General features: G+C 70.4%; 15 protein-coding genes. 9 read left to right on the forward strand and 6 right to left on the reverse strand.

Annotated features, from left to right (window positions below; genetic code table 11):
- Nucleotides 1-32: 32 nt before the first annotated feature.
- Nucleotides 33-542: a TetR family transcriptional regulator C-terminal domain-containing protein gene (locus tag AB0J64_RS09180; protein ID WP_364023076.1), complete on the reverse strand. Its 510-nt coding sequence runs from the start codon at nucleotides 540-542 to the stop codon at nucleotides 33-35.
- A 4-nt stretch (nucleotides 543-546) separates the two neighbouring features.
- Here AB0J64_RS09180 and AB0J64_RS09185 point away from each other — a divergent pair, with 4 nt between their 5' ends.
- Nucleotides 547-1158: a cytochrome P450 gene (locus tag AB0J64_RS09185; RefSeq protein ID WP_364023079.1), complete on the forward strand. Its 612-nt coding sequence runs from the start codon at nucleotides 547-549 to the stop codon at nucleotides 1156-1158.
- On the opposite strand, the gene AB0J64_RS09190 is transcribed toward AB0J64_RS09185, so the two are convergent.
- The gene (locus tag AB0J64_RS09190) at nucleotides 1121-1294 is read right to left on the reverse strand and encodes a DUF3073 domain-containing protein (protein ID WP_364023082.1); all 174 of its coding nucleotides are present in this window, start codon (nucleotides 1292-1294) and stop codon (nucleotides 1121-1123) included. The genes AB0J64_RS09185 and AB0J64_RS09190 overlap by 38 nt on opposite strands.
- Nucleotides 1295-1381: 87 nt before the next feature.
- Between AB0J64_RS09190 and AB0J64_RS09195 the strand changes: the two genes are divergently transcribed.
- The gene (locus AB0J64_RS09195; RefSeq protein WP_043615149.1) at nucleotides 1382-1714 is read left to right on the forward strand and encodes a metalloregulator ArsR/SmtB family transcription factor; all 333 of its coding nucleotides are present in this window, start codon (nucleotides 1382-1384) and stop codon (nucleotides 1712-1714) included.
- Here AB0J64_RS09195 and AB0J64_RS09200 read toward each other — a convergent pair.
- Nucleotides 1707-2261, reverse strand: coding sequence for a hypothetical protein (locus tag AB0J64_RS09200; RefSeq protein ID WP_364023086.1), 555 nt, complete (start codon nucleotides 2259-2261; stop codon nucleotides 1707-1709). The two genes, AB0J64_RS09195 and AB0J64_RS09200, sit on opposite strands and share 8 nt — an antisense overlap.
- A 76-nt stretch (nucleotides 2262-2337) precedes the next feature.
- Between AB0J64_RS09200 and AB0J64_RS09205 the strand changes: the two genes are divergently transcribed.
- Genes AB0J64_RS09205 through AB0J64_RS09215 form a run of 3 tightly spaced genes read left to right on the forward strand, consistent with a single transcriptional unit; the run spans nucleotide 2338 to nucleotide 4705 of the window.
- Nucleotides 2338-2850: a PadR family transcriptional regulator gene (locus AB0J64_RS09205; RefSeq protein WP_364023089.1), complete on the forward strand. Its 513-nt coding sequence runs from the start codon at nucleotides 2338-2340 to the stop codon at nucleotides 2848-2850.
- A gap of 10 nt (nucleotides 2851-2860) precedes the next feature.
- Nucleotides 2861-3739 carry a 1,4-dihydroxy-2-naphthoyl-CoA synthase gene (locus tag AB0J64_RS09210; protein WP_364023092.1) on the forward strand — a complete coding sequence of 293 codons (879 nt, stop codon included), beginning with the start codon at nucleotides 2861-2863 and terminating at the stop codon, nucleotides 3737-3739.
- A 51-nt stretch (nucleotides 3740-3790) separates the two neighbouring features.
- Complete coding sequence (locus tag AB0J64_RS09215; protein ID WP_364023095.1) at nucleotides 3791-4705, forward strand: aminoglycoside phosphotransferase family protein; 915 nt, start codon at nucleotides 3791-3793, stop codon at nucleotides 4703-4705.
- On the opposite strand, the gene AB0J64_RS09220 is transcribed toward AB0J64_RS09215, so the two are convergent.
- Nucleotides 4695-5606 (reverse strand): NADP-dependent oxidoreductase, encoded by a 912-nt coding sequence (locus AB0J64_RS09220; RefSeq protein ID WP_364023333.1) that lies wholly within the window; start codon nucleotides 5604-5606, stop codon nucleotides 4695-4697. The genes AB0J64_RS09215 and AB0J64_RS09220 overlap by 11 nt on opposite strands.
- Nucleotides 5607-5813: 207 nt before the next feature.
- Here AB0J64_RS09220 and AB0J64_RS09225 point away from each other — a divergent pair, with 207 nt between their 5' ends.
- Genes AB0J64_RS09225 through AB0J64_RS09235 form a run of 3 tightly spaced genes read left to right on the forward strand, consistent with a single transcriptional unit; the run spans nucleotide 5814 to nucleotide 13251 of the window.
- Complete coding sequence (locus tag AB0J64_RS09225; RefSeq protein ID WP_364023098.1) at nucleotides 5814-6305, forward strand: hypothetical protein; 492 nt, start codon at nucleotides 5814-5816, stop codon at nucleotides 6303-6305.
- Nucleotides 6305-8398, forward strand: a complete 2094-nt coding sequence (locus AB0J64_RS09230; protein ID WP_364023101.1) for a flotillin family protein — start codon at nucleotides 6305-6307, stop codon at nucleotides 8396-8398. The genes AB0J64_RS09225 and AB0J64_RS09230 overlap by 1 nt, the downstream gene beginning before the upstream one ends.
- Complete coding sequence (locus AB0J64_RS09235; RefSeq protein ID WP_364023104.1) at nucleotides 8395-13251, forward strand: DNA repair ATPase; 4857 nt, start codon at nucleotides 8395-8397, stop codon at nucleotides 13249-13251. The genes AB0J64_RS09230 and AB0J64_RS09235 overlap by 4 nt, the downstream gene beginning before the upstream one ends.
- A gap of 196 nt (nucleotides 13252-13447) precedes the next feature.
- On the opposite strand, the gene AB0J64_RS09240 is transcribed toward AB0J64_RS09235, so the two are convergent.
- The gene (locus tag AB0J64_RS09240) at nucleotides 13448-13867 is read right to left on the reverse strand and encodes a MarR family transcriptional regulator (RefSeq protein WP_364023107.1); all 420 of its coding nucleotides are present in this window, start codon (nucleotides 13865-13867) and stop codon (nucleotides 13448-13450) included.
- A gap of 101 nt (nucleotides 13868-13968) precedes the next feature.
- Here AB0J64_RS09240 and AB0J64_RS09245 point away from each other — a divergent pair, with 101 nt between their 5' ends.
- Nucleotides 13969-15189 (forward strand): NAD(P)/FAD-dependent oxidoreductase, encoded by a 1221-nt coding sequence (locus AB0J64_RS09245; RefSeq protein WP_364023110.1) that lies wholly within the window; start codon nucleotides 13969-13971, stop codon nucleotides 15187-15189.
- On the opposite strand, the gene AB0J64_RS09250 is transcribed toward AB0J64_RS09245, so the two are convergent.
- The gene (locus tag AB0J64_RS09250; RefSeq protein ID WP_363979008.1) at nucleotides 15151-16029 is read right to left on the reverse strand and encodes a 4-hydroxy-tetrahydrodipicolinate synthase; all 879 of its coding nucleotides are present in this window, start codon (nucleotides 16027-16029) and stop codon (nucleotides 15151-15153) included. The two genes, AB0J64_RS09245 and AB0J64_RS09250, sit on opposite strands and share 39 nt — an antisense overlap.
- Nucleotides 16030-16056: the final 27 nt, after the last annotated feature.

Genomic DNA, 16056 nt, shown 5'->3' on the forward strand with positions numbered 1-16056 from the left:
GCGCCCGCACGACCGCCCAGCGCGGCATGAAACTACGCGAAGAGCACCGAGAGGGCGGCGAGGGCGTCCACGACCTGGTGGGCGTCCGGTGTGGCGGCCGGGTCGAGCAGCCACTGCAGCAGCAGCCCGTCCGAGATGGCCACCAGCACCGACACGATGACCTCAGGCGCCATCGGCAGCTCGACGCCCAGCTGAGCGACCGCCCGGCGCACCATGTCGGCGCCCACTTCGCGGCAGCGCGCGTAGGAGTCGGCCAGTCTCTCCCGCAGCGCGGCCTCGCGCAGCGCCGCCGGATAGGACTCGACGTAGAGCACGAGCTGCGGCCGCAGCTCCCCGAACACGTCGACCAGCTCCGTCATGGCCCGCTCCAGCATCTCCCTGGGGCTGCTCGGCCCCGCGGAGAACATCGACCGCTCCACCCGGGCGATCCACTGGTCGAAGAACCCGGCGATGGCCTCGTGGAGCAGCGCCTCCTTGCTGCCGAAGTGGTAGCTGATCCTGTTCGACGAGATCCGCCGCCGCCGGGCCGCGCCTGGAGGCACCGACGTGCTCGGCCGCCTGCTGGACACCGACCTGGCCGACCAGGAGATCCGCGACGAGCTGATCACCATGCTCGTCGCCGGGCACGAGACCACCGCCACCGGACTGGCCTGGGCGTTCGAGCGCCTCCTGCGCATGCCCGAGGTCCTCGAACGGCTGCCGGACGACGAGGCCTACCTCGACGCGGTGGTCAAGGAGGTGCTGCGGGTCAGGCCCGTCGTCTATGAGGCGCCGAGACTGCTCGACGCCCCGCTCGAACTGGGTGGGTACAAGATCCCGGCGGGATGGTACGCCGGACCGTACATCCCGCTCGTGCACCGCGACCCGGCCGCCTTCCCCGAGCCCGACGAGTTTCGCCCTGAGCGCTTCCTGGACGGCCCCCAGAACAGGGCCCAGAACAGGGCATGGATGCCGTTCGGCGGCGGCCGGCGCTTCTGCGTCGGCGCGCAGCTGGCCCTGCTGGAGATGCGCGTCATCATCCGCGAGGTGCTGCACCGCCTGGAGCTCACGGCGCCCGATCAGGCGCCGGAGGCCAGGCGGCTGAAGAACGTCACTCTCGCACCCGCGAAGCTGACCCGCGTCACTGCGCGCGCTCGGACTCCTGCTCGGACGAGGTAGGCGGGTAGATCTCCTCAGCCCCCCGCGTGTCGACGCCGAGCTCCTCGCGAAGCCGGTCGTAGTCGATGTTGTGATTGGTGTACTTCAGCTGGCGAGCGACCTTCGTCTGCTTCGCCTTGGCTCTTCCTCGGCCCATGGCTACTCCCTAGTCCCCGCTGTCATGCTATCCAACAACGTTACGACTTGAAGAATTATGCAACTGCGCTGGATTAGTCTGGGCTATATGCACGTGGAGGTCTACCAGGCCAAGGCCGACTTCTTCCGAACGCTCGGCCACCCCGCTCGCATCCGAGTGTTGGAGCTACTCCAGGAAGGGCCGCTCCCCGTCAGGGATCTGCTGGCCCAGATCGACATCGAGGCCTCGAGCCTCTCCCAGCAGCTCGCGGTCCTGCGCAGGGCCGGGATCGTGAGCGCGATCCGCGAGGGCAGCACCGTCGTCTACACGCTGGCCACCCCCGAGCTGGCCGATCTGCTCGGGGCTGCCCGCCGCATCCTCACCGACATGCTCGCCGATCAGGGCGAGCTGCTCGCGGAGCTGCGAGCGGAGGTCACTTAGCGAGCGCCCGCCGCACATACTTGGGGTACCAGGCGGTGAAGACGGCGGGCACGGCGAACGTGAGCACCTTGATGGCGATGACCAGCGTCGTCGCGTGAGGTGCGGCGTTGAGCACGAGCGCCAGGGAGACCGCGGCGACGGTGAAGGCCGCCGCCCAGACCGTGGTGATGATCGCGTTCACGCGGTAGAACTGCGGGCTCTCCCAGACCTCCTGCGACGTCATCGTGCGCGCGATGCCCAGCGTGAACGGCTTGCGGATGGCCAGCGAGCCCCACGCGGTACCGGCCAGCCAGACGTTGACCAGCGCGGGCCCGTACGGCGTGAGCGGTGAGTGCGGGTCCACCAGCGAGAGCACCGTGAGGCAGGCGAAGAACACCGCCGCGCTGCTCTCGATCACCATCTCGTCCCAGGCCTTGCCCGCCCAGCGGTCGCGGACCACGAGGACGAGGGCGATGACCAGGCCGGTGATGGCGCCCGAGCGCCACTCGTCGCTGGTGGCGATGATCGCGTAGACGATCCAGGGGAGGAAGCCAATCAGACCAGGCATGGCGGGTGTCCCTTCACGTTCCATTTGTGACATGTCGAAGGTAGAACTTCCTCTGGCGATATGTCAACATAGGAATATGAGCCTTCGACACGCCGTACTGGGACTGCTCTCCGAGGGGCCCGCGAGCGGATACGACCTGCTGAAGATGTTCGACCTCTCGCTGTCGAACGTGTGGCCCGCCACGCAGAGCCAGCTCTATGCGGAGCTGGGCAAACTGGCCGACGCGGGCCTCGTGGACGTGTCGGCGGAGGGCCCGCGCGGCCGCAAGGAGTACGCGATCACCGAGGAGGGCCTGGCCGAGCTCCGCCGTTGGATCACCGAGGTGGAGCCGACCAGGGTCCTGCGCAGCGACATGCTGCTCCGCGTGTTCTTCCTGGCCCAGGTCTCGCCCGAGCAGGCCCGCGCGTACCTCGGTCACCAGGCCGACCGGGTCCGCAAGCAGCTGGAGCGCCTGGAGGGCATCCGCGAGTTCCTCGAGAACCGCCACGACAACCTCTCGGAGTACGGGCGGATGACCCTCGAATACGGCCTTCGCCTGGGCAAAGCGCAAGTGGAGTGGGCCGAATGGGCCGAAGGTCAGATCCGTTAGGCTCTGGCCCATGGTCTCCGAGCTGTTCGATCCCAAGGCGTGGCAGGCGGTCGAGGGATTCGACTTCACCGACATCACCTACCACCGGGCGGTCGACCAGGGCACGGTGCGGATCGCGTTCAACCGGCCGGAGGTCCGCAACGCGTTCCGCCCGCAGACCGTCGACGAGCTCTACCGCGCGCTCGACCACGCCCGGCAGACGACGGACGTCGGCTGCGTGCTGCTCACCGGCAACGGCCCCTCGCCCAAGGACGGCGGCTGGGCCTTCTGCTCGGGCGGCGACCAGCGCATCAGGGGCAAGGACGGCTACCAGTACGCCGACGGCACGGCCGCGACCGGCCGCCTGCACATCCTGGAGGTGCAGCGGCTCATCCGGTTCATGCCCAAGATCGTGATCTGCGTGGTCCCCGGCTGGGCCGCGGGCGGCGGCCACAGCCTGCACGTCGTGGCGGATCTCACACTGGCCAGCGCCGAGCACGCCCGCTTCAAGCAGACCGACGCCGACGTGGCCAGCTTCGACGGCGGCTTCGGCTCGGCCTATCTGGCGCGGCAGGTCGGGCAGAAGTTCGCCCGCGAGATCTTCTTCCTCGGCGAGACCTACACGGCGGCCGACGCCCACCGCATGGGCATGGTCAACGCCGTGGTCCCGCACGAGGAGCTGGAGCGGACCGCCCTGGACTGGGCCCGCAAGATCAACGGCAAGTCTCCGACGGCGCAGCGGATGCTCAAGTTCGCCTTCAACGCGATCGACGACGGGCTGGTCGGGCAGCAGGTGTTCGCGGGAGAGGCGACGCGGCTGGCGTACATGACGGAGGAGGCGGCCGAGGGGCGCGACTCGTTCCTGGAGAAGCGCGAGCCCGACTGGTCGCCGTTCCCCTGGCACTTCTGACGGCCGGATAACGGGCGGCGCCTGGCCCGCGGTCCCGGGCAGACTGGGGGCATGAGGATCAAGGTGCCGGCGGCGTTGACCGAGTCGCATGTGAAGTACGACGGGGAGGCCGGGCGCGCGTGGTCCGCCGGACTGCCCGCGCTGGGCGAGCGTTACCTGGAGGAGTGGGGGCTGCGGCTCGACGGGGAGCCCAGGCACGGGGTGGTGTCCCTGGTGCTGCCCGTCGTACGCGAGGACGGGACGAAGGCCGCGCTCAAGCTCCAGCCCGTCAATGACGAGAACGCCACCGAGGTCCACGGGCTGCGGACCTGGGCGGGCGACGGCTCGGTGCGCCTGCTCGACTCCGACCCCGACACCGGCACCCTGCTGCTCGAGCGGCTGGAGGCGGACCGGTCGCTGTCGAGCGTGCCGGACGACATGGAGGCGCTGGGCGTCCTCACCGAGCTGCTGGCCCGCCTGGTCTCCTATCCGGCGCCGGAGGGGCTGCGCCGGTTGGGCGACATCACACAGGCCATGCTGGACGACGTGGAGCAGGCGCTGAAGAGCCTGCCGCGGGAGCGGGACCGCCACTGGATGAGGCGGTGCGCCTCGGCGGTCGCCGAGCTCGTCTCCGAGCCCGGCGACCGGCTGCTGCACTGGGACCTGCACTACGACAACGTGCTGGCCGCCGACCGCGAGCCGTGGCTCAGCATCGACCCCAAGCCGCTGGCGGGCGACCCCTGCTTCGACCTCTGGCCCGCCCTGCACAACCGCTGGGAGGCCGTTCTCGCGACCGGCGACGTGACGCGTGGGGTGCTGCGCCGCTTCGACTTCATGGTGGACCGGCTCGGCCTCGACCCCCAGCGGGCCGCCGGATGGACGCTCGGCCGCATCCTGCAGAACGCCCTGTGGGACGTCGAGGACGGCGAGAGCGAGCTCAAGGAGATCGACCTCGCCATCGCCGAGGCCGTGAGCGTCAGATCGTAAGGACGATCTTCCCTCGGCCGTGGCCGGCCTCGATCTCCCTGTGCGCCTCCGCGGCCTCCTCCAGCCGGTACGTCCTGCGCACCGCGAACCTGAAGGCCCCCTCCGCGATCAGGGCGGCGTAGCGCCCGAGCCGCTCGGCGGAGCGCTCACCCTGGACGAGCCGGACGCCCAGCTCGGCCGCCTTACCGTGCTCGACCAGCGTGACGATCCGGTCCCGGTCCTCGACCAGCTCGAGCGAGACCTCCAGCGCGTGGCCCCCGGCCCCGTCCAGCGCCGCGTCCACGCCGCCGGGCGCGAGCGCGCGTACCCGGTCCGCCAGCCCTTCGCCGTAGGCCACCGGTACGGCGCCGAGGTCGCGCAGGTAGTCGTGGTTGGCCTCGCGGGCCGTGCCGATCACGGTGGCCCCGCGCCGCCGGGCGATCTGCACCGCGGCCGTGCCCACGGACCCGGCCGCGCCGTGCACGAGCAGCGTCTCGCCCTCCGCCAGGCCGAGGCCATCGATCGCCAGCTCGGCGGTCTGCACGCCCGAGGTCAGCCCGCCGGCCACCTCCCAGGGAACCTCGGGGGGCTTGGGCGCCACGTTCGTCCCCGGGACCACGACGTACTCGGCGTAGGAGTGCAGGAAGGAGAAGCCGAGCACCTCGTCCCCCACCGACACCCCGGTGACCCCCTCGCCCACCTGGTCCACCACGCCCGCGAACTCGTTGCCGGGAATGCGCGGGAAGGGCATCGAGGAGATGTACGCCGGCAGCCACCCCGCCCGTACGGACGCGTCGAACGGCTGCACGCCGGCCGCCCGCACCCGCACGCGCACCTCTCCCGGACCCGCCTGCGGCGCGGGCAGCTCCATCACCTTCAGCACTTCCGGGCCGCCCGGCTCGGCGACGGCGGCAGCTCTCATCACTTCAGTCATGAGCGCCAGCATGCAACCTCAACCGAAGTTGAGGTCAACTAGCCAGACTTATCGGGAACTTTCCTCTTTAGTCGCGCTTTATCTGTATAGAGTCCGTCAGGACGTCAACGGGGGATCGCAAACCGAGGCGGGATGACCGAGTTCTTAGAGACCGTACTGAGCTTTCCGACTGTCATTTTCACTTTCCTTCTCGTGGTGGTCGTCGGTTATTGGCTGACCGTGATCACCGGGCTGTTCGAGCTGGAGGACGACGCCGCCTGGCTGGGCCTCGGGGGAGTCCCCGCCGGGATCGCGCTCTCGCTGTTGATCGCACTGGCCTGGCTGCTCTGCCTGATCGGCAGCGTGGTGGTGGCGAGTGGCGGCCTGCTGTTCGCCGTCCCTTTCGTCGCACTGGCCGTTGCCTGGGGCACCACCCGTGGCCTGCTGGTTCCGCTGCGCCGGCTGTTCCCTGACGGGGATCGGCACTCGCGCGGCGACTTCGTCGGCCAGATGTGCGTGATCCGCACCGGCGCGGCCACGCCCGACTTCGGCCAGGCCGAGGTCACCGCCGCCGACGGCTCGTCCGCGGTCGTGCAGGTACGTACGACCGGCCGGGACCGGCTGGCCCGCGGCGACAACGCCCTCGTCTTCGAATACGACAAAGACGGCGAATTCTTCTGGGTCATGCCCTACGAAAGTGAGCACTGATGGACATCATCTCCGCCGGCTTCGGCGTATTTCTCGCCGTCATCCTGGTCATCGTGATTGGCCTGCTCGCCGTCATCGGCCGCCTTTTCCGCAAGGTGGAGCAAGGTAAGGCGCTGATCGTCTCCAAAGTCAACAAGGTGGACGTGACGTTCACCGGCGCCGTGGTCCTGCCCGTCGTCCACAAGGCCGAGATCATGGACATCTCGGTCAAGACCATCGAGATCGAGCGGACCGGCCGTGAGGGCCTGATCTGCCGGGACAACATCAGGGCCGACATCAAGATCACGTTCTTCGTCCGCGTGAACAAGACCGCCGAGGACGTCATCAAGGTCGCCCAGGCCATCGGCACCGCCAGGGCCAGCGACGAGGCGACGCTGCAGGAGCTGTTCAACGCGAAGTTCTCCGAGGCGCTCAAGACCGCCGGCAAGCAGCTCGACTTCGTGGACCTCTACACCAAGCGCGACGAGTTCAGGGACGAGATCGTCCGGCTCATCGGCACCGACCTGAACGGCTACAGCCTCGAGGACGCCGCCATCGACTACCTCGAGCAGACCTCGCTGCTGCAGCTCGACAAGAGCAACATCCTCGACGCCCAGGGCATCCGCAAGATCACCGAGCTGACGGCGATCGAGCACGTGCGGACGAACGAGTTCCAGCGCAACGAGGAGAAGGAGATCACCCGCCAGAACGTCGACGCCCGCGAGGCCATCCTGGAGCTGCAGCGCCGCCAGGCCGACGCCGAGCTCAAGCAGCGGCGGGAGATCGAGACCGTCAAGGCCCGCGAGGAGGCGGAGATCGCCCGCGTGCAGGCCGAGGAGCGGCTGCGCGCCCAGAGCGCGAACATCAAGGCGGACGAGCAGCTCGGCGTGCAGAACGAGAACCGCGCCCGCGAGGTGGCGGTCGCCGAGAAGAACCGCGAGCGCGTGATCGCGATCGAGTCCGAGCGGATCGAGAAGGACCGCCTGCTGGAGGTCATCGCCCGCGAGCGGGAGACCGAGCTGTCGCGCATCGCCAAGGACAAGGAGGTCGAGACCGAGAAGCGCTCGATCGCCGAGGTCATCCGCGAGCGCATCGCGGTCGACAAGACCGTGGCCGAGCAGGAGGAGAGCATCAAGCGGCTGCGCGTGGTCGAGGAGGCCGAGCGCACCCGCCAGACCGTGATCATCGCCGCCGAGGCCGAGGCCCAGGAGAACCTGGTCAAGGACATCAAGGCGGCCGAGGCCGCGGAGGCCGCGTCCAAGTTCAAGGCGCGCGAGGAGCTGGTGCTCGCCGAGGCCAGGCAGCAGGCCGCCGAACTGGAGGCCCGAGCCAAGATCCGGATGGCCGAGGGCGTCCAGGCCGAGTCGGCCGCGGCAGGGCTGGCGCAGGTGCAGGTCAAGGAGCGCGACGCCGAGGCCATCGAGAAGGTGGGCCGCGCGGAGGCGCTGGTGTTGAAGGAGAAGCTGGCCGCCGAGGCCGAGGGCGCCAAGGCCATGGCCCTGGTCGAGGGCGACCGGCTCAAGGCGCAGGCCGCGGGTGAGCAGGCGATGGCGCTGGCGGGCGCGGCCGCGGTGGGCGAGAAGCTCAAGGCCGAGGCCGAGGGCCTCACGGCGAAGGCGGCCGCGATGGCGGCGCTGGACGAGGCCAGCAGGGAGCACGAGGAGTACCGCCTGCGCCTGGAGGCCGACAAGGAGATCAGGCTCAAGCACATCGACGTGTCGCGGCAGGTGGCGGAGTCGCAGGCGAGCGTGCTGGCCGCGGGGCTGGCCAAGGCGAACATCGACATCGTCGGCGGCGACACGATGTTCTTCGACAAGGTGGTCGGGTCCATCACCGCGGGCAAGGTGGTCGACGGCTTCGTGGACCACTCCGAGGTCGCCGGGGCGCTGGTCTCGCCGTACGTCAACGGCTCGGCGAGCCTGGCGGCCGACCTGGCGAACGTGATCGGCGGCGTGCGTACCGAGGACATCAAGAACCTGACCGTCTCCGCCCTGCTCCTGCGGCTCATCCAGGACGGCGGCCCGCAGGCGACGGCGCTCGGCGAGCTGCTGGAGACGGCCCGCAGGCTGGGCGTGGCCGACTCCCCGGTGGCCGCGCTGGCCGGGGCCAAGTGACCGGCCTCGAGGCGGGGACCTACGAGGTCCTCAGGAACCGGCTCCAGGCCCAGGCCAAGGCCCTGACGGCGGCGGCCGAAAGGCTCAACGGCGAGCGGCTGGAGGTCTTCGGCGGCGCGGAGCTGCGCCTGCTGGGCACCGAGCGGATCCGTACGGAGAACAACTGCGTCCCCAGGGACATCGTCTCCCTGGGCGACGTGATGCTCTTCGGCTACAACGTGTTCATCGGGCTCAAGCCGGAGACGGCGGTGGCGGACGTGTTCGCCGTGCACCGGTTCTCCAGGGAGGGCGACGCCTTCAGGTTCGACGCCGGCAAGCTGGAGACGCTGGACGATCCGGCGTTCAAGAAGGACTTCGCCGAGCTGTACCGGTACTACAAGGAGACCCGGCTGCAGCAGCTCAGGCGGGTCGAGGGCAAGCTGCTGGCGGTGTTCCAGACGGGTCCGGCGGACCTGCGGGTGCTGCGGTGGGCGGTCAGCAACGGCGGGGTCCCGAAATATCTGGACAACAGGGGGGAGCGGGATCACGTCTTCCCCCCGTCCCACGACTTCGAGTGGACGCCGACCACGCGCGACGACCACGTCCTCGGCCGGCACCCGCACATCTCGATCGAGGACGAGGTGTTCGTCGAGACGGTCGGCGGCGACCTCACCATCAAGATCGAGAACAACACGGAGACCGGCGCCGGCATCTACGCCGAGCCGGTCGCCGAGCCGCTGCAGAGCCTGGCCGACGCCGACGTCGAGTACGCCAGGGTGGGGCCGCTCATCCTCATGCGGATCAGGCCGTACAAGGAGACCGACCGGCGCCACCTGGTCTTCAACCTCCGCACCAAGGCCGTGATCAGGCTCGACGGCATCGGCCAGGCCTGTCAGCGCCTGCCCGAGGACCAGGGGCTGATCTTCCCCGGCGGCTACTACCTGGCGACCGGGGTCAGCAAGACGTTCGACACGGACGTGACGGACCTGGAGTTCGAGCGGGTGGTCCGCTCGCCCAACGGCGAGGACGTCCTGTACGTCTTCCACGCCAGGGGCGACGGGCGCTCGCTGCTGCTGCCGTACAACGTGATCAGGAAGGAGGTCGCCAATCCCATCGTCTGCCACGGCTACTCGCTGTTCGACGACGGCACGATGGTGGTCTTCCGCGCGACCTCCGACGAGCCGACCCGGGTCCACCCGATGCAGGTCTGGCAGACGCCGTACGTCTCCGACACCTATGCCGCCGCCCAGCCCGCCGGGACCGGGCCGCTGGAGCGCATCGGCAACGCGGAGCTGGTGCGCGGCATCTCCGACTGCCTGTCCGTGTCCCGGATGATCGAGGAGATGGCGCCTTCGACGGGGACGTTCGAAGGGCTGATCGCCGCCTGCACGCGGGCGTTCGACTCCTACCACTGGCTCGGGGAGCACGGCCTGCGCGAGCCGCTCGCCGACGTGCGGGCCACGGCCGAGCAGGTGCTGGACGAGTACGAGAACGTCGAGCAGCTCACCCGCCAGGCCGCCGGCGCGCTCGCCGCAGCCGCCGAGGAGACCACCCATCTGGTACGCCAGGCGCGGGCCGACAATCCGGTCACCGCGGACGCCTGGGTCACCATGCTGGCCACGCTCCGCCGGGCCCAGGGCCGCCTGGTGACGTTGCGCGAGGCCCGCTACATCGACCTGGCCGCCCTGGACGCGCTGTCCTCGTCCGTGACGGAGGAGCTCGCGTCGGTCGGGAAGCGGGCGGTCGACTTCCTGCAGGGCGTGGACGCGTTCACCGCCTATCACGCGGCCGTCGAGGAGCTCGCCGCCTCCGCCTCCGCGATCGCGACGGTCGCCGAGGCCGCCCCCGTCGCGGACCGGCTGGCCGCGCAGGCGGAGGGGCTGGAGGTGGTGACGGAGGTCGTCGGCTCCCTGGACATCGCCGACGCCACCGTACGCACGTCCATCCTGAGCCGGATCGCCGAGGTCCTCGGCGGGGTGAACCGGGCGCGCGCCCTCCTGGACGGGCGCCGGCGTGAGCTGCTCGGGGCGGAGGGACGGGCCGCGTTCGCGGCCGAGTTCGCGCTGCTCGGCCAGGCCGTCACGGGCGCCCTGGCCATGGCGGACACCCCGGCCGCCTGCGACGAGCAGCTCGGGCGGCTGATGCTGCAGCTGGAGACCCTGGAGTCGCGCTTCGGCGAGTTCGACGACTTCGCGGCGCAGCTGTCGGCCAAGCGGGAGGACGTCTACGAGGCCTTCTCGGCGCGCAAGCAGACCCAGCTCGACCACCTCGCCCGGCGTGCCGACCGCGTCTTCGCCTCCGCCGAACGCATCCTGGGGAGCATCACGCGCCGCCTCGGCTCCCTCGCCTCCTTGGACGAGGTCAACACCTACTTCGCCACCGACCCCATGGTGGCCAAGGTCCGCTCGGCCGCCGCCGAGCTGCGCTCGCTCGGGGACGCCGTACGGGCGGAGGAGCTGGACGGGCGCGTCAAGTCCGCCCAGCAGGAGGCAGGCCGGGCCCTCCGGGATCGCCTCGACCTCTTCTCCGACGGCGGGGAGACACTCCGGCTCGGCCGCCACCGCTTCGCCGTCAACACCCAGCCCATCGACCTGACGCTGGTGCCGCATGACAGGTCCATGTACTTCGCGATCACAGGGACCGACTACCGGTCGCCCGTGCCCGCCTCCTTCGCCGACACTCAGCCCTTCTGGGACCAGCTGCTGGTGTCGGAGACGCCCGAGGTCTACCGGGCCGAGCACCTGGCGGCATCCCTCCTGGACTCCCTGCCGCCCGGAGCTGCCCTGCCGGACGTGGTGCGGCAGGCCCTGGAATCCCGCTACGACGAGGGATACGAGCGGGGCGTCCATGACCATGACGCCGTGGCCATCCTGGACGTGCTGGTGCGGCTGCGGTCGGGAGCGGGGCTGCTGCGGTATCCGGCCGAGGTCCGGGCGGCGGCCCAGCTGTTCTGGGCGTTCGGGATCGACGACGTTTCACGTAAAACATTCGCCACGCGGGCCGTGTCGCTGCTGCGTGCCCGCGCTGTCTTCGGGTCCACGCCTGCTCTGGACTCGCTGGCCGCCGAGCTGGGGATGCTGATCGCGCGCTTCGTGGCGGGCCTCCGTACGAGTGCGCCGGGCCCCGCCGCCCCACACCCCGCTGACGCGCCCATCAGCGCCGGCACGGCAGAGGGGACGGGGGCTGAGCTCGCCGGTGAGTACCTCGTCGAGGAGCTCGGCAGCAGCCCGTTCGGGTTCGTGACGAGCAAGGCGGCACGCGACCTCCTCGACGGGTTCCGGCAGACCCTGGGCCCGGCCAAGCTGCGGGAGTTCGAGGAGGAGCTCAAGAGCGTGCCGCTCCCCGAGCGGTTGCAGCTGGCCCACGCCTGGATGTCCGCCTACCACCAGGGTCCCGAGGCGGCGGAGGCCATCGCCGTGCAGCTGTGCGACGTCCCGCGCCACGACTCCAGCGCCGCCGTCCGGGAGAGCGTGGAAGGGCTCCTGGGCGCGCATCCCCGCATCAAGGACCGGCGGCTGGACATCAGGCTGGACGAGATCCTCACGAGGACGCGCCGGTTCAGGCAGGAGCGCGTCCCCGCGTACCGGGCCTACCAGCGGCGCAGGAGTGAGCTGGTCGAGGCCGAACGCCACCGCCTGCGCCTGGACGAGTACCGGCCCAAGGTCATGAGCGCGTTCGTGCGCAACCGGCTCCTCGACGAGGTGTACCTGCCCCTGATCGGCGACAACCTGGCCAAGCAGCTCGGCGCGGCGGGCGCGGGCAAGCGCACCGACCAGATGGGCCTCCTCCTGCTCATCTCGCCGCCCGGCTACGGCAAGACGACCCTGATGGAGTACGTGGCCAGCCGCCTGGGCCTGGTGTTCGTCAAGGTGAACGGCCCGGCCCTGGGCCACGAGGTGACCTCACTCGACCCGGCGGACGCGCCCGACGCGACGGCCAGGCAGGAGGTGGAGAAGATCTCGTTCGCGCTGGAGGCGGGCAACAACACACTGCTCTACCTCGACGACATCCAGCACACCTCGCCGGAGCTGCTGCAGAAGTTCATCTCGCTCTGTGACGCCCAGCGGCGCATCGAGGGCGTGTGGAACGGCCGCACCCGCACGTACGACCTGCGCGGGAAGCGGTTCGCGGTGTGCATGGCGGGCAACCCGTACACCGAGTCCGGGCGGCGTTTCCGCATCCCCGACATGCTGGCCAACCGCGCCGACGTCTGGAACCTGGGCGACGTCCTGTCGGGCAAGGACGACCTGTTCGCGCTGAGCTACGTGGACAACGCGCTGACCTCCAACCCGGTGCTCGCGCCGCTCTCCGGCCGCGACCGCGCGGACGTCGAGCTCCTCGTACGGCTCGCCAAGGGCGACACGACCGTCCAGCCCGACCAGCTCCGCCACCCGTACAGCAAGCCCGAGCTGGACCAGATCCTCAGCGTGCTGGCCAAGCTCGTACGCGTCCAGGAGGTCGTGCTGGCCAACAACCAGGCCTACATCGCCTCGGCCGCCCAGTCCGACGCCGCCCGCACCGAGCCTCCGTACCGGCTGCAGGGGTCGTACCGGAACATGAACAAGCTGGCCGAGCACATCGTCCCCGCCATGAACGACGCCGAGCTGGAGGCGGTGATCGACGACCACTACCTGGGGGAGGCCCAGACCCTGACCACGGACGCCGAGGCCAACCTGCTCAAGCTGGCCGAGCTCCGCGGCCGCCTCACCCCGGCCCAGGCCGAGCGCTGGGCGGAGATCAAGGCGGCGTATCTCAAGGCCAAGGCCCTGGGCGGCGCCGACGACGACCCGATGGCCCGGGCCGTGGGCGCCCTCGGCCTGCTGGCCGACCGCGTCAGCGAGGTCGGCACCGCCATCCGCGAGGCCGACCGCTAGAGCTCGCCCGCCCTGGTCGCGGCGCCCGCGAACCCACCCACCGGCCGCCGCACCAGGCCACCGCACACCACCCACCGACCACCGCACCAGGCGCCGCACATCGCCACCCGCCATCCCGCCGACCCCGGTGCGCCAGGTGATGGCGCGATGAGCGGCGCAAAGGGGTGGGTTGTGCCTACCCCCGAGGACAGCGGGGCTATGTCGTCAGGTCGCGGGTGGCCGCGCGTTGGAGGGCTGTGGCGCGGGTGACGTAGTCGAGGATCAGCTCCAGCTCGTCATCCGTGTACCGCGCGTACAGCTCCCCCAACGCCGCCACGAACGGCTCGAACAGCTCGCTGAACCCGGCCAGCCGCTCGGAGTTGATCTCCACGATGACCCGCCGCCGGTCCCGGGTGTCACGCACCCGCCGCACCAGCCACTTCGACTCCAGCCGGTCGATCAGCCCGCTGACGGTGGCCGGCGCCAGCCCCGCGTGCTGACCGATCTCCCCCGCCGTCAGCGGCCCCATGCGCTGCAGCAGGTCGAGCGTCTTCTCCTCGGTCATGCCGAGCCCCAGCCGCTCGCCCATGGCGGTGTGGTACATCACGGCGGCGTTGCTGTTGTCCCGCCCCGCCATGCTGAGGGCCTCCAGCAAATTCTTTCGCCGCTCCGAAATATCTCTGGACACAGGTAAAGCCTCCGCATATATTTCGTTCGACCGAACGAAAGGTTATCACTATGAAGGCTCTGATCATAGGCTGCGGCATCGCCGGACCCGTCACGGCGATGGCCCTGCGCGAGGTGGGCGTGGACGCCGAGATCTTCGAGGCGTACGGGCGGGGCGCGGAGGACGTGGGCTCGTTCCTGAACGTCGCCTCCAACGGCCTGGCCGCGCTCCGCGTGCTGGGCGCGCACCACAAGGTCCTGTCGCAGGCCATCCCCACCCCGCGCATGGTCATGTGGAGCGGCTCGGGCAAGCGGCTGGGCGAGGTGGCCAACGGGCTGCGGCTCGACGACGGCACGGTGAGCCACACCGTCCTGCGGTCCGACCTCTACCGGAGCATGCGCGACGAGGCGACCCGGCGCGGCATCGAGGTCACGTACGGCAAGCGCCTGGTCTCGTACGACGAAAGCGGAAGACAGGTGACGGCCAGGTTCGCGGACGGCACGGAGGCGACAGGCGACCTGCTGATCGCGTGCGACGGCGTGCACTCGAGCACCCGCACGATCCTCGACCCGCAGGCCCCCGCCGCCCGCTACAGCGGCCTCTACAGCTTCGGCGGAATCGTCAGGGACGCCGGTTTCGCCGGCGAGCCGGGCGTCTACAACATGGTGTTCGGCAAGCGCGCCTTCTTCGGCTACACGGAGCGGCGAGCCTGGGGCGGAGAGCGGCAGCTTGCGTCACCAGCGGAGCCCCGTGCGAGCGCGATCATAGGCGCGGTGCCCGAGTCGGGCGAGACCTGGTGGTTCGCGAACCTGCCCAGGCGGCTCGGCGACGTTCCGGAGGACTGGAAGCCGGTGCTGGTCAGGGCGTTCGAGGACGACGCGAACTTCTCCGCCGAGCTCATCCGGCGCAGCGACGTCGAGCCGGGGTCGCCGATCTATGACCTGCCGCCGGTGCCCGTGTGGCACCGCGGCCGGGTCCTGCTGATCGGGGACGCCGCGCACGCCACCTCGCCCAGCTCCGGCCAGGGCGCCTCGCTGGCCATCGAGGACGCGGTCGTGCTGGCCAGGTGCCTGCGCGACAGCGGGAGCCACACGAAGGCGTTCGAGCGCTTCGAGGCCGAACGGCGGCCCAGGGCGGAGCGGGTGGTGGCGTACTCGAGGACGATCAGCAACAGCAAGGCCGCGGGCCCGGTCGCCCGGGTCTTCCGCGACCTGATGCTGCCGCTCTTCCTGAAGAAGAGCGCGAGCCAGGAGTCACTCGCCTGGATGTACCGCTACCAGGCGAGCCTGTGAGACCGCCGCCTCCCCGGCCGGGACCAGCGGCAACCGCACGTCCGGGGTCGGGATCAGGCCCTGGGCGTGCAGCACACCCTTGATCACGGTGGGGTTCGGCTCGGCGAAGAGCGCGGCGGAGAGCCTGGCCAGCCGGTGCCCGAGCGCCCTCGCCCTGGCCGCGTCGCCCGCGTTCCAGGCGTCCACCAGCTCGACGTAGCCGCGGGTCTGCAGATGCGCCGAGGCGAGGATCCCGCCGACGGCGCCCAGCGCGAGCAGCGGCGAGATGAACGCGTCGTCGCCGCCCACCACCTCGAACCCCTCGGGCAGGTCCCCCAGCAGGTCCACCGCGTCCTGGTCGATCCCGCCCGCCGCGTACTTCATGCCCGCGATCATCGGGTGCGCGCCCAGGTGCCGGAACGTCGCGGCGCCGACCGCCTGCCCCGTCCGGTACGGGATGTGGTAGATCACCAACGGCACCGGCGTCGCCTCCGCCAGCGCCTCGAAGTGCGCGATCACGCCGCGCTCGCCGGGCCGCAGGAAGTACGGCACAGTCACCAGCGCGGCGCCGACCCCCGAGGGCAGCCCCTGCAGGGCCCGGGCCGTCGAACGCGTGTCGTTCCCCGTCACCCCCACCGTCAGCAGCGCCTGCCGCTCCGCGCACACCCGTGCGCACGCCTCGATCACCAGCTCCCGCTCGCCGGGCTCGAGCGCGGCCACCTCGCCCGTCGTGCCCAGCGCGACCAGCCCGGCGGCGCCCTGGTCGAGGTAGTCCGAGGCGAGCTTCTCGATCGCGTCCACGGCCACCTCTCCCGACGAGGTGAACGGGGTGACCAGCGGTACGTGTAGTCCTCTCAGCATGCTTCGAGCCTGTCCTGTCCGGACCCG

The sequence above is a fragment of the Nonomuraea sp. NPDC049695 genome (assembly GCF_040674955.1).
Taxonomy (GTDB): Bacteria; Actinomycetota; Actinomycetes; order Streptosporangiales; family Streptosporangiaceae; genus Nonomuraea; species Nonomuraea helvata.

What these genes read in the sequence shown, in the direction of transcription:
- AB0J64_RS09210 (WP_364023092.1), top strand. Translation starts at nt 2,861, where the DNA reads ATGGTCTCCGAGCTGTTCGATCCCAAGGCGTGGCAGGCGGTCGAGGGA.
- AB0J64_RS09205 (WP_364023089.1), top strand. Translation starts at nt 2,338, where the DNA reads ATGAGCCTTCGACACGCCGTACTGGGACTGCTCTCCGAGGGGCCCGCG.
- AB0J64_RS09200 (WP_364023086.1), bottom strand. Translation starts at nt 2,261, where the DNA reads ATGCCTGGTCTGATTGGCTTCCTCCCCTGGATCGTCTACGCGATCATC.
- AB0J64_RS09250 (WP_363979008.1), bottom strand. Translation starts at nt 16,029, where the DNA reads ATGCTGAGAGGACTACACGTACCGCTGGTCACCCCGTTCACCTCGTCG.
- AB0J64_RS09230 (WP_364023101.1), top strand. Translation starts at nt 6,305, where the DNA reads ATGGACATCATCTCCGCCGGCTTCGGCGTATTTCTCGCCGTCATCCTG.
- AB0J64_RS09220 (WP_364023333.1), bottom strand. Translation starts at nt 5,606, where the DNA reads ATGAGAGCTGCCGCCGTCGCCGAGCCGGGCGGCCCGGAAGTGCTGAAG.
- AB0J64_RS09215 (WP_364023095.1), top strand. Translation starts at nt 3,791, where the DNA reads ATGAGGATCAAGGTGCCGGCGGCGTTGACCGAGTCGCATGTGAAGTAC.
- AB0J64_RS09245 (WP_364023110.1), top strand. Translation starts at nt 13,969, where the DNA reads ATGAAGGCTCTGATCATAGGCTGCGGCATCGCCGGACCCGTCACGGCG.
- AB0J64_RS09195 (WP_043615149.1), top strand. Translation starts at nt 1,382, where the DNA reads ATGCACGTGGAGGTCTACCAGGCCAAGGCCGACTTCTTCCGAACGCTC.
- AB0J64_RS09240 (WP_364023107.1), bottom strand. Translation starts at nt 13,867, where the DNA reads ATGGCGGGGCGGGACAACAGCAACGCCGCCGTGATGTACCACACCGCC.
- AB0J64_RS09190 (WP_364023082.1), bottom strand. Translation starts at nt 1,294, where the DNA reads ATGGGCCGAGGAAGAGCCAAGGCGAAGCAGACGAAGGTCGCTCGCCAG.